This is a genomic window from Streptomyces sp. NBC_00576, from assembly GCF_036345175.1.
Taxonomy (GTDB): Bacteria; Actinomycetota; Actinomycetes; order Streptomycetales; family Streptomycetaceae; genus Streptomyces.
This window is the reverse complement of record NZ_CP107780.1, coordinates 3,251,936-3,263,726: the sequence shown is the minus strand read 5'-3', so window position 1 is coordinate 3,263,726 and position 11,791 is coordinate 3,251,936. Positions and strand designations below refer to the sequence as shown.

At 70.8% G+C, this 11,791-nt stretch carries 11 protein-coding genes; 4 read left to right on the top strand and 7 right to left on the bottom strand.

All coding sequences use genetic code 11. The features are described 5' to 3' along the window. Window positions 1-40: 40 nt before the first annotated feature. Together OG734_RS13505 and OG734_RS13500 are read left to right on the top strand one after the other, a co-directional pair. On the top strand, window positions 41-364 hold the full coding sequence (locus tag OG734_RS13505; protein ID WP_006382151.1) for an STAS domain-containing protein: 324 nt from the start codon (window positions 41-43) through the stop codon (window positions 362-364). 228 nt (window positions 365-592) lie between these two features. Then, entirely contained in the window at window positions 593-3,247 is a 2,655-nt protein-coding gene (locus OG734_RS13500; RefSeq protein WP_330287734.1) for an ATP-binding protein, read from the top strand. A gap of 87 nt (window positions 3,248-3,334) precedes the next feature. On the opposite strand, the gene nucS is transcribed toward OG734_RS13500, so the two are convergent. Beyond that, window positions 3,335-4,006 (bottom strand): endonuclease NucS, encoded by a 672-nt coding sequence (nucS, locus tag OG734_RS13495; RefSeq protein ID WP_330287733.1) that lies wholly within the window; start codon window positions 4,004-4,006, stop codon window positions 3,335-3,337. 298 nt (window positions 4,007-4,304) lie between these two features. Here nucS and OG734_RS13490 point away from each other — a divergent pair, with 298 nt between their 5' ends. Next, window positions 4,305-4,697, top strand: coding sequence for an SCO5389 family protein (locus OG734_RS13490; protein ID WP_330287732.1), 393 nt, complete (start codon window positions 4,305-4,307; stop codon window positions 4,695-4,697). A gap of 93 nt (window positions 4,698-4,790) precedes the next feature. Here OG734_RS13490 and OG734_RS13485 read toward each other — a convergent pair whose 3' ends face one another. Continuing rightward, window positions 4,791-5,819 (bottom strand): LLM class flavin-dependent oxidoreductase, encoded by a 1,029-nt coding sequence (locus tag OG734_RS13485; RefSeq protein WP_330287731.1) that lies wholly within the window; start codon window positions 5,817-5,819, stop codon window positions 4,791-4,793. A 312-nt stretch (window positions 5,820-6,131) separates the two neighbouring features. On the opposite strand from OG734_RS13485, the gene OG734_RS13480 reads away from it, so the two are divergent. Continuing rightward, on the top strand, window positions 6,132-6,467 hold the full coding sequence (locus OG734_RS13480; protein ID WP_330287730.1) for an ATP/GTP-binding protein: 336 nt from the start codon (window positions 6,132-6,134) through the stop codon (window positions 6,465-6,467). Window positions 6,468-6,520: 53 nt separating this feature from the next. Here the strand turns inward: OG734_RS13480 and OG734_RS13475 are convergent, their stop codons facing one another. From OG734_RS13475 to OG734_RS13455, 5 genes are all read right to left on the bottom strand, one after another. Continuing rightward, window positions 6,521-7,381: an ABC transporter permease gene (locus tag OG734_RS13475; RefSeq protein ID WP_330287729.1), complete on the bottom strand. Its 861-nt coding sequence runs from the start codon at window positions 7,379-7,381 to the stop codon at window positions 6,521-6,523. Then, window positions 7,378-8,598, bottom strand: a complete 1,221-nt coding sequence (locus OG734_RS13470; protein WP_330287728.1) for an ABC transporter ATP-binding protein — start codon at window positions 8,596-8,598, stop codon at window positions 7,378-7,380. The genes OG734_RS13475 and OG734_RS13470 overlap by 4 nt, the downstream gene beginning before the upstream one ends. A gap of 211 nt (window positions 8,599-8,809) precedes the next feature. Next, complete coding sequence (locus tag OG734_RS13465; protein WP_330287727.1) at window positions 8,810-9,580, bottom strand: ABC transporter permease; 771 nt, start codon at window positions 9,578-9,580, stop codon at window positions 8,810-8,812. Further along, entirely contained in the window at window positions 9,577-10,572 is a 996-nt protein-coding gene (locus OG734_RS13460) for an ABC transporter ATP-binding protein (RefSeq protein ID WP_330287726.1), read from the bottom strand. The genes OG734_RS13465 and OG734_RS13460 overlap by 4 nt, the downstream gene beginning before the upstream one ends. 265 nt (window positions 10,573-10,837) lie before the next feature. Continuing rightward, window positions 10,838-11,776 carry a cellulose-binding protein gene (locus OG734_RS13455; protein WP_330287725.1) on the bottom strand — a complete coding sequence of 313 codons (939 nt, stop codon included), beginning with the start codon at window positions 11,774-11,776 and terminating at the stop codon, window positions 10,838-10,840. Between the last annotated feature and the right edge of the window lie 15 nt (window positions 11,777-11,791).

The following is an 11,791-nucleotide window of genomic DNA, read 5'->3' as shown; positions in this document are numbered from 1 at the left end:
TACCTACGCGGAGCACGACACGCACTGACGGGGAGCGCATATGTACATCAGGGGCGACCACGCCGAGCTGGTCGTCGGGGGCCGCCTCGACGTCCGCAGCGCGGCGGACGCCCGTACGGTCCTGCATACGGCCGTCGACACCGGCGTCGGCGATCTCGTGCTGGACCTGTCCGAGCTGGACTCCTGGGACGCCACCGGACTCGGGGTGATCATGGGGGCCCACCGGCGGTGCGGGCGGTGCGGCAGACGGCTCGTGCTGCGCGACGTACCACCGCAGATGCAGCGCCTGCTGGTGGCGACCCGGTTGCACCGGATTCTGGCGATCGAGGGTGGTATCGGGGTGGAGTCACTGCCCAGAGTGTGAACCAGAGTCTGAAAACGCGCTTCATGCACAATACTCACGAGACTGTGACGTCTCGGACGGCGCGGTACCCCGGCCTGTCGTAGATACTGTGCGAAGGTTTAGGGTTCGGTCGCCCGCTGCCTGACATCCCACGCGGGCCCGGACCAGAAGCGACAGCGCAGTGTGCGGCAAGGCCGGGAGGGGCCTGGGTCTTGTGACCACACGACGCTTTTGGGGGGCTTGAACCTTATGGACCCGAACAACCAGGGCTCCGAGGAGTACGGCCACGACGCCGACGGCACGACGCCGCGTCAGCGCCCGCCTCGCGACGCCCTCACATCCGACTTCGGCCAGCACACACCCGCGCTCGCCCGCACGGTGCAGCTCGTCTCGGGCGACTACCTGCTCACGATCAACCCGGTCGACGGCAGCGAGATAGAGGTCTGCCCGCCCGGCGAACGGCCCGGCCGGCCCGTCAAGCTCACGGCGGCCGAGCGCGCCGAGATCACCCGCGCCGCCCGGCCATCCGTACCGCCCGGGCCCCCGCAGCCCGAACTGCCGCTCCTGGAGCGCGACGGCGAGCGCGAGCGGCTGGTGCGGCTGCTGGCCCGCGGCCGTTCCGTACGCCTCACCGGCCCGGCCGGCTCTGGACGCACCACACTCCTCGACGCCGTCGCCGCCGACTGCGCGGACCTCGCGCCCGACGGCGTGGTCCGACTCACCGGCTTCCACCGCACCCAGAGCGACCTGCTCTACGACCTGTTCTACGCCGTCTACAGCGCACCTCTGTACCGGCCGGAACCGGACGAACTGCACGCCCTCGTCCGCGAGGTCGGCGCGGTCGTCGTCCTCGACGACGTGGAGTTCGGCGGCGCCGCGCTCGACGAACTCCTCGACGCGACCCCCGAGTGCGCCTTCCTGATCAGCGCCACCCCCGACGTGCCCGCGCCGTCCGCCGACTCGCTCATCGAGGAACAGTTCCTCGACGGCCTCGACCGGGCCGGCGGCCTGGAGCTCCTGGAGCGCGCCGTCGGCCGCGTCCTCACCGAGGAGGAGTCCAACTGGGCCGGCGACCTCTGGTTCGAGTCCGAGGGCCTGCCCCTGCGGTTCGTCCAGGCCGGTGCCCTGCTCAGGCAGCGTGACGGACTGCGCGCCCGCGCCGACGCCTTCGACGAGTTCGGCGTCTTCGAGGACACCCCGGTCGACGCGCCCTTCGAGACCGGCGCCGAGGACGACGTACCGCTGCCCTCCCTCGCCGAGGGCGCCGCGCCCGCGCCGCTGCTCGCCTCCCGGCTCAGCACGTCCGCGCGGGAGACCCTGCGGTTCGCCGTCGCGCTCGGCGGCGAGGTGCCCCACCAGGCCCATCTGCCCGCGCTGGTCGACGACGCCCACGCGGACGCCGCTCTCGGTGAGCTGCTCGGCTGTGCGCTGGTCTCCCCGGTCGGCTCCCACTACCGGCTCGCGGCCGGGGTGCAGACCCAGTTGGAGGCCGCCGGATACGGCGACGGCGCCCAGGACCGGGCGTTCACCGCCGCCCAGCACTACGCCTGGTGGGCCGGACACCCGTCCGTGGCCCCCGAGCGGGTCTGCGCCGAGTCCGACGCCCTGCTCGCCGCCCTCGCGGTGCTGGTCCCCGCGACCACACCGCCGGGGGAGGACGAGGAGAGCACGGCCGTACAACTGGCGCGCACGGCAGCGCCCGCCTTCGCGGCCGGCCTGTACTGGAGCGCCTGGGAACGCGTCCTGCTCTGCGGCGCCGAGGCCGCCCGGCTCTCCGGAGAGGTTGCGGAACAGGCCTATTTCCACCACGAGTTGGGCATTCTCGCGCTCTGCGGTGAACAGCTCGACATGGCCCGTACCGAGCTGGAGGCCGCCCTCGGCCTGCGCGGTGCCGTCGCCGACAAGCGCGGCACGGTCGCGGGCCGCCGCGCTCTCACCCTGGTCGCCGACCGGGCCGGCGACACCCCCGGCCTCGGCTCCGGCCCGGTTTCCACGGCGGGCGAGGAGGTGCCGGACGCACGGTACGAGGAGTCGGCGTCGCCTCCCGGCGGCGTCCCGGCCGTCTTCGGGGCCGCGGGCTATCCGCCGCTCAAGCCGTCGCCCGCCGGTTCCGGTTCGGCTTCCGGTACCGGTTCTGGTTCCGGCTACGGGGCCGGTGACTTCGCGCCGACCGTGATCGCGTCCCGGTCCGGGGGCGGCGGGGCGCACAAGGTCTCGGGCATCCAGCGGCTCGTGGGCGGTGCCCGGCGCAACCTCGTGGCGGCCGGTGCGGGCGCCCTGCTCGCGGCCGTGCTCGGCACGGTGGTGACGCTGGGCGCGACCTCGAACCCCAACGACGCGCCGTCCGACCAGGTCGGCGTCAACCCGTCCGCCAGTGCGGGCACCGACGACGACAGCCTGGGCGCCGACAAGGCCGACAACGGCGGCAGCGGCGGCAGCGACAGCAACGGCGACACCGGTACGGCCACCAGCCGCCCGACCGACCCGGGCCCCGACGGGACGATGGGCACCTCGGACGACCCGACGCCGCCTCCGACGGGCGGTGGTGAGGAGCCGTCGGACGAGCCTTCGGGGACGAAGACGACGCCGGGTGGCGGGGGCGGCACCGGGGGAGGCGGTGGCGGCGGTACGGCGACCTCGTCTCCGACGGACCGCCCGACGACGACCCCGCCCACCGACGATCCGACGACCACGCCGCCCACGGATGATCCGACGACGACCCCGCCGACGGATGATCCGACGACCACGCCGCCCACAGACGGTCCGACGACGTCGCCGGAGCCGTCCACCACCCCGGACACCACGACCACGGCCAGCGGCCCGGCCTCCAGCCCGGTCCAGACCGAGACGGCGAGTGAGCCGGCGAGCGCCCCGGCCGCCGACACCAGCGCACCGGTGATCTGACAGCACGCGGAAGGGGGCGGGCCCGTAACAACGGGCCCGCCCCCTTCCGCGTCAGCCACAGCCAAGCCCCGCAGCCGTGAACCGGCGTCAGAACAGCCGCAGTTTGTCGTCCTCGATGCCGCGCAGCGCGTTGTAGTCCAGGACCGCGCAGCCGATGCCCCGGTCCGTGGCGAGGACGCGGGCCTGGGGCTTGATCTCCTGGGCGGCGAAGATTCCGCGGACCGGAGCGAGGTGCGGGTCGCGGTTCAACAGGTCCAGATAGCGCGTGAGTTGCTCCACGCCGTCGATCTCGCCGCGCCGCTTGATCTCCACCGCGACCGTCGCACCGTCGGCGTCCCGGCACAGGATGTCGACCGGGCCGATAGCCGTCATGTACTCGCGGCGGATGAGGGTGTAACCGTCGCCGAGAGTCTCGATGCGGTCGGCGAGGAGTTCCTGGAGGTGTGCTTCCACGCCGTCCTTGATCAGGCCGGGATCAACGCCCAGTTCGTGCGAGGAGTCGTGGAGAATCTCCTCCATCGTGATGATGAGTTTCTCGCCCGCCTTGTTGATGACGGTCCAGATCCCCTCATCGTCTCCGGCCCCCTCCTTCAACGTGCAGGGCGGAGACATCCAGTTGAGAGGCTTGTAGGCGCGGTCGTCCGCGTGGATCGAGACGCTGCCGTCAGCCTTGACCAGGATGAGACGGGGGGCCGACGGGAGATGAGCGGTGAGCCGGCCCGCGTAGTCCACGGAACAGCGCGCAATGACGAGACGCATGGTCGGCAACGCTACTCGACGTGCGGTGGTCCACGCGATTCGCCCACCTCACAGTGGTGACGGGGGCTCGGTGGTCCGAAGGAACATGCCAGTGGCAACTGTTCGTTGTTGGCTGATTGTGTTCCTACGGGGACGGTTCTGACCGGTCCTGTATCCGCGTTTTCCTGGTGCCGTCACGGTCCGTTGCTTACGGTAGTAACCGGGAGGTCGCGATGCATGTACGGAGCGTGCTCGGTGTCGCGGGCTCCCTTTCCCTGTCAGGCAGCCCCCGCGACCCGGGGGTGCGAGAGGAGAACTCATGTCGCTCGACGTCTCACCGGCCCTACTCGAACAGGCCGAGCGAGGCGAGGTCGACGAAGCTGAATTCGTCGACTGCGTCCGGACCTCCCTGCCCTACGCATGGGAGATGATCAGCTCCCTGGTGGCACAGCTGAAGGTGGACGGCGGAAACTTCGCCGACAACCAGACGCCGCCGCCGGACGAGCAGGCACGTGGCCAGCTGCTGCGTGCGCTGGCGAGTGACGCGATACGCGGCGCGCTGCAGCGGCACTTCGGTGTGCGGCTGGCCTTCCAGAACTGCCACCGGGTGGCGGTGTTCCCGCTGGACTCCTCGGTGGACGTCAAGCTGGCCCGCTTCACCTCGGTACGCAGTCAGTTGCTGAACCAGTCCCCGGAATTCCGGGACTGCTGAAGCGATTTGGGGCAACGGCTTGCCGCTCCGTACGCGGGAGGTGTTTCTGTACGGGGCGGCAAGCTCCCTGCGGCAGCCGGGTGTTCAGCGTGGTCAGCGCAGCTGGGTGATGACCTCGGCCCCCAGCCGCCGTACGTTCTCCTCCGTGGCCGCCAGGTCACCGGAACCCTCGACGAGCAGGGCGAAGCGCGAGATGCCCGTCCGTTCCGAGGTCGCCGCGAGGCGGTCGGCGCACAGCCGGGGGGTGCCTACCGGGTGCAGTCCACAGAGGAGTTCGGTGTAGGCCACCGGGTCCCGCATCGAACGCTGCCGGCCGTCCACCGTGACATGCGCTTCCAGCCCCTGTCGCAGCCAGCCCGGCATCGCCTTCATCAGCGTCTCCACCGCGTCCGTGCGCCGGTCCGCGATCTGGCAGACGCCGGCCGACACATGGGCGGCGCCCCGGATCTCGTCCCCAGGACGTCCCGCCGCGCGCGCGTACTGCCGCCACAGGGCGACCATCTCGGCCTTCTCCTCGTCCCCGACATGCATCCCGAGGAGCATCGGCAGCCCGCGCTCGGCGGCCAGCCGCACGCTCGACGGCGAGGTGCACGCGACGACGACCTCGGGCCCCGCGGTTTCCGTCAGCGACTCCGACGGGCGGGGTACGACGGGCACTTCGCGGAACCCGAACCGGTCGCCGTCGGCCGACACGGACGGTTCGCGCAGCCAGCGGAGCAGCAGATCGAGTGATTCCGGGAACGCCTTCTCGTACGCCTCAAGACCCGTCCCGAACACCTCCAGGTCGACCCACGGTCCGCCGCGCCCCACGCCCAGCGTGAACCGCCCGCCGGACGTCAGATGCAGCAGCGCGGCCTGTTCGCCGAGCGCCACGGGGTGGGTGGTGGGCAGCACGCTCACCGCCGTACCGACCCGGATGCGCCGGGTGTGGCCCAGCAGCAGAGCGGCCAGGGTCGTCGCGGACGGGCAGGTGCCGTACGGCACGAAGTGGTGCTCCGCCAGCCAGGCAGTGTCGAGCCCCGCCTCGTCGGCGACCTCGGCGGACCGGACCGCTCGGTGCAGTGCCTCCCCCTGGCCCTGGCCCGGGAACTGGGCCGCCAGCACAAAACTTCCTACGCGCATCGCTCTTTCCTGCTTCCTAGGCCCCGACACGGAGCTCCCCCGCACGGCATAACCGTGCGACACGTGCCGAAGTCACGGCTTGGCGGAGAGATTGGCGGATTGTCTGCAGAATGAGGCAGCCGAGTAGGGAGCTTCCTGGGGTCTGCCTGGGGGAGGCCCGGGAACCGACGCGGGATTCGAGCGAGGATTCGGGCAGAAGTTCGAGAGAGTTCGAGAGAAGTCGTGCGGAGATGGTGACTTACATCTACCCCGGATCGCGCCGCGTAGGCTGGAGACGCCCCATGCCCCCTGAACCGCTCCGTGAGGTGTCCTGTGTCCCCGCGTCGCAACCGCCCCCAAGGCCCCGGCGGCTCGTCCGGCCGGAGCGCCGACGAGGACGACTCCGGCCGCTACGGCGGCTTCCAGTCCTCGGAGAGCTGGCAGGGTGAGAACTGGAACGTCCGGCATGTGGCGGGGGCCAGCGCCCAGGGCAAGACGTACCGCTGCCCCGGCTGCGACCAGCTGATCCCCTCCGGCGTCCCGCACGTCGTCGCGTGGGCCGAGCACGCGGGCGTGGACGACCGGCGGCACTGGCACAAGGCGTGCTGGAACGCGAAGGACCGCCGCACCACGCGGGTGCAGCGGTCCCGTAACGCACCGAGGTTCTGACCGGGTTTGTCGAACTCGCCCAGCAGCCGGGGGAGTTCACGCGTCCGGGTGAATCACACGTCCCGGCGGTCCAGCAGCACGAAGGCGCCGACGATCGCCGCGGCGGTCACCCCGACGAGCAGGCCGAGCTGTGCGCCGCCGGCGGCGTTCTCGTTGTCCAGCCCGAAGATCTTGGCGAGGGCGTTGGGCGCGTTGTACTCCATCATCTTCTCGCCGATCGTCCGCATGCTCTCGGACAGCATCAGGAACGCGGGCAGGATCGCCGGCACCAGGACGAGGCCCAGCATCGCGGTGATCGCACCCGCCGAGTGACGCAGCATCGAGCCGACCGCCAGGGCGAGCACACCGAGCAGCGAGACGTACAGCGCGCCCATGACGACCGTGCCGCCCCACGCCTCGCCCTCTTTGCCGGTGTGCATCGCCTCGGTCACCAGGCCGATGAAACCGATCGCGAAAGCGGACGTGACGAACGCGACCGCGAAGAAGATGATCAGCTTGGCGGCGAGCACCCGGTGGCGCTGCGGCGAGGCCGTGAACGTCGTACGGATCATGCCCGTGCCGTACTCCGACGAGATGACCAGCACGCCCAGCGTGATCAGGCAGATCTGTCCGAGGACCAGCCCGAAGAACGCCGGGATGGTGTACGGCACATCGCTGAAGTCCTCGCCGGTCGTCTGCGCGGCGACCAGCAGGCCGATGCCGATGACGAGGACCAGGAAGACCCCGAGCGTCCACAACGTGGAGCGCACCGACTTGATCTTCGTCCACTCGGAGGCGAGGGCATGCCCGAGGTGCGTGCGCGTGATCGGGATCGGCGAGGTGTACGGGGCGTACGAGGGGCCGGGCGCCGCCTGCCAGTTGGGCGCGGCCTGCGGTGGCCGCTGCTGCGTCGGGGGCTGCTGGGGCGTGCTCATCGGGCGTCCTCGGGCTTGGTCAGGGCGGGGGCGGCGGGAGCGGCGGGCGCCTGCTGAGGGGCGGCGGCGGGCTGCGCGTACGGGTTCGGGTGGTCGCCGACGGGAGCGCCGGGCCCGCCAGGTGCGCCGTACGGCCCGGCGGGCCGGCCGTGCTGGCCGGGGTCCGAGAACGGCGGCTGACCGCCCTGCTGGGGCGGCGGCGGGGCGTACCAGTCCGGCTGGCCCTGCCCCGCCACCGGCATCTGCATCGGCGGCTGTGCGCCAGGCGGCGGCAGCTGCTGGAGCCCGGCCTTCTGGTCGACGGTCGAGCGGTAGTCGACGGCGCCCTGCGTCATCCGCATGTACGCCTCCTCCAGCGACGCCTGGTGCGGCGACAGCTCCCACAGGCGTACGTCGGCGGAGTGCGCGAGGTCGCTGATCCGGGCCAGCGGCAGGCCCATGACGCGCAGCGCGCCGTCCTGCTCGGGCAGCACCTGGCCGCCCGCCTCGGTCAGCGCCGCCGTGAGCTTCTCGCGCTGCTGAGGCTCGGTCTCCGGGGTGCGTACGCGCGCGAAGTCGGCCGAGTTGGTGGAGATGAAGTCCCGCACGCTCATGTCGGAGAGCAGCTGTCCGCGCCCGATCACGATGAGGTGGTCGGCGGTCAGCGCCATCTCGCTCATCAGGTGGGAGGAGACGAACACGGTCCGGCCCTCCGCCGCGAGCGCCTTCATCAGGTTGCGCACCCAGAGGATGCCCTCGGGGTCGAGCCCGTTGACCGGCTCGTCGAAGAGCAGCACCTGGGGGTCGCCGAGCAGCGCGGCGGCGATGCCGAGCCGCTGTCCCATGCCGAGCGAGAACCCCTTGGAGCGCTTGCGGGCCACGTCCTGGAGCCCGACGACCCCCAGCACCTCGTCCACCCGCCGCGCCGGGATGCCCGACAGCTGGGCCAGGCAGAGCAGGTGGCTACGGGCGGACCGGCCACCGTGCACGGCCTTGGCGTCGAGCAGCGCGCCCACCTGGCGAGGGGCGTTGGGCAGCTTGCGGTAAGGGAAGCCGCCGATGGTCACCTGGCCCGAGGTGGGCTGGTCCAGGCCGAGGATCATCCTCATCGTCGTCGACTTGCCCGACCCGTTGGGGCCGAGGAAGCCGGTGACCGCCCCCGGCCGCACCTGGAAGGAAAGGTCGTACACGGCCGTCTTGTCGCCGTAGCGCTTCGTCAGCCCGACTGCCTCGATCATGCTCCGCACCCACCGAAAAATTCAGGACAGCAGGGCATACGCCCCCGTAAGGGTTAGGAGCTTAACCGGGCGCTGACGGTTCCCCCCAAGAAGCATCAAAAAATGTCGGGTCCATGACCGGGCGAGGGGGACGGGGAAAGGTGGGCGCGGGGAACTGCGCGCCCAGCCCCCACCGGGCCGCGGCGAATCAACCGCCTGGCTGGCGAAGCGCCTACGCATCCCGCTTCTTCAGCAGCACGTAACCGCCGAGCAGGGCCACGACGACCCACCCCACCATGATCGCGAGCCCGCCCCAGGGCCCGTACGGAGTGTCGTTGTCGACCGGGGTGACCACCTGCATGATCTTGCTGCCGGCCTGGTCGGGCAGGTATCGGGCGACCTTCTTCGTCGCCGAGACGGCGCCCAGGATGTTGGAGATCAGGAAGAAGAACGGCATCAGCACCCCGAGCGACAGCATCGGGCTGCGCAGCATCGCGGCCACGCCCATGGAGAACAGGGCGATGAGCGTCATGTAGAGCGCCCCGCCGATGACCGCGCGCAGTACGCCCGTATCGCCGATGGACGTCGAATGGCCGCCCAGCATCGCCTGCCCGAGGAAGAACGCGGCGAAGCTGGTCACGACCCCGACCACGAAGGCGAGCCCGGCCGCCACCGCGAGCTTGCCGGCGAGGAACATGCCGCGCTGCGGTACGGCGGCCAGCGAGGTGCGGATCATGCCGGTGCTGTACTCGTTCGACACGACGAGCACCCCGAACACGATCATCGCGAGCTGCCCGAGACCCATCCCCGCGAAACTCGTGTACGTCGGGTCGAAGGAGAGCCGGTCCTTCTCGCTCAGGTCGCTCCACTGGTTCTTGAAGAGCAGCGAGATCAGCGCGCCGAGCGCGATCGTGACCACGGCCGCGAGTCCGAGCGTCCACACGGTGGACGCCACCGACCGGATCTTGGTCCACTCGGACCGGATGACCTGGGCGGCCGTCATGACCGGTCCTCCTTCCAGCCGTCGCCCCACGCCCCCACGGGGGAGCCGGGCGGGGGACCGGCCGGGAGGCCGGGTGCGGTCGGTGCGTCGGAGTGCGCGTGGTACTCGACCGACTCGGCGGTCAGCTGCATGAACGCCTCCTCCAGGGAAGCCTGCTGGGGGCTCAGCTCGTGCAGCACGAGGTGATGCTGCGCGGCCAGCTCACCGATCCGCTCGGCCTTCCCGCCGTCCACTTCGAGCGTCTCGCCGCCGGCCTGAACCGCGGTGATCCCGGCGGCGTACAGGACATCGAGCAGCCGTTCGCGCTGAGGGGAGCGGATACGGACGTACGAACGCGAGTTCTGCTCGATGAAGCCGGCCATGGAGGTGTCGGCGAGCAGCCGTCCCTGTCCGATGACGACGAGGTGGTCGGCGGTCAGCGCCATCTCGCTCATGAGATGGGAGGAGACGAAGACCGTACGGCCCTGGGCGGCCAGCGATTTCATCAGGTTGCGGATCCAGTGGATGCCCTCGGGGTCGAGGCCGTTGACCGGCTCGTCGAACATCAGGATCCGCGGGTCGCCGAGCAGCGCGCCCGCGATACCGAGCCGCTGCCCCATGCCGAGCGAGAACCCCTTCGCCTTCTTCCGGGCGACCGAAGTGAGCCCGACGGTGTCCAGGACCTCGTGCACGCGCGCGCGGGGGATGCCGTTGCTCTGAGCGAGACAGAGGAGGTGGTTGAAGGCGCTGCGTCCGCCGTGCATGGCCTTGGCGTCGAGGAGGGCGCCGATGTACTTGAGGGGGTCCTTGAGCCGGTCGTAGTGCTGACCGTCGATCCGGACGTCACCGGCGGTGGGGCGGTCGAGGCCGAGCATCATCCGCATGGTGGTGGACTTGCCGGCGCCGTTGGGGCCGAGGAAGCCTGTCACGATGCCCGGTCTGACGGTGAAGGTCAGATGGTTGACCGCCATTTTCTCGCCGTACCGCTTGGTCAGCCCCTCTAGCTCGATCATGCGGCCACGCTAGTTCGGGGGTTGGGGCGGTGCCAGTTGGCTCTGCCGGGCGGGGGGTCACGTGTGCCGGAACTTTTGGTGAACGTGGGTTCGTCTTTTTTTGGGGGGTGGCCGCCGGTGGGTGGGGTGCCCCGCCGTCGTGGCTTGTCGCGCCCGCGCGGCGGAGCCGCAAGTGTCACAGCCCCGCGCCCCTGAAACACGCCGGCACCCCTCGTACGAGGGGTGCCGGCGTCTACAGCTGTAACGCGACCGTTCGTCCTACTGCTTACCGCGACTGCTGGGCCGGAACCCCACGCGTGATCGGCTCGTCGTCCACGGCCGGGGCGCCGGCGGCGGCGACCGCGGCTCCCGTCAGGGTGGCGAGCATCTCGCGGACGTTCGTCAGCTGGGCGTTGATCGAGTCACGGCGGTTGGTGAGAGCCGCCAGCTCGCGCTCCGATTCCGAACGGATCCGGTCGGCCTTGGCGTTCGCGTCGGCCACGATGTCCTCGGCCTGGCGCTGGGCCGTCTCGACGGTCTGGCGGGCGCGGCGCTCGGCGTCCGTGCGCAGCTTCTCGGCCTCCAGGCGGAGCTGCTCCGCGCGGTGCTCGATCTCCGCGAGGCGCTTCTCGGCCTTGGCCTGACGGGACGCGAGGTCGCGCTCCGACTGCTCACGGCGCTTGGCGAGGTTCGTCTCGAAGTCCGCGGCGGCCTGGGCGGCCTTGGCGCGGGTCTCCTCGAAGAGAGCGTCCGCCTCCTCGCGCTTGGACTGCGCGTCCTTCGTGGCCTCCTGGCGCAGCTGCGAGGCGTCGCTCTTGGCCTTCTCGACGATCCGGACGCCCTCGTCCTCCGCCTTGGACTTGCGGTCCGCAGCGAACGATTCTGCGTCGTTGCGCACCTGCTGGGCCGCCGACTCGGCGAGCTCACGGTGCTGCTCGGCCGCGCGACGGGCCTCCTCGCGCAGGTCCTTCGCCTCCTCCTCGGCGAGTCGGAGGATCTTCTCGACGCGCGCGCCGAGACCGGCGTACGACGGCTCTGCGTCGCTGACCTGAGCCTGGGCGTTCTGCGTTTCGAGGTGGAGCTCCTCGATGCGCTTTTCCAGAGCAGTGATACGAGCCAGAGCGCTGTCACGGTCGGAGACGAGCTTCGAGATGCGTTCGTCCACCTGAGCGCGGTCGTACCCACGCCGCACAAGCTCGAAGCCGTAGGGGGAAGTGTCGCTCATGGGGTTCCTGTCGAA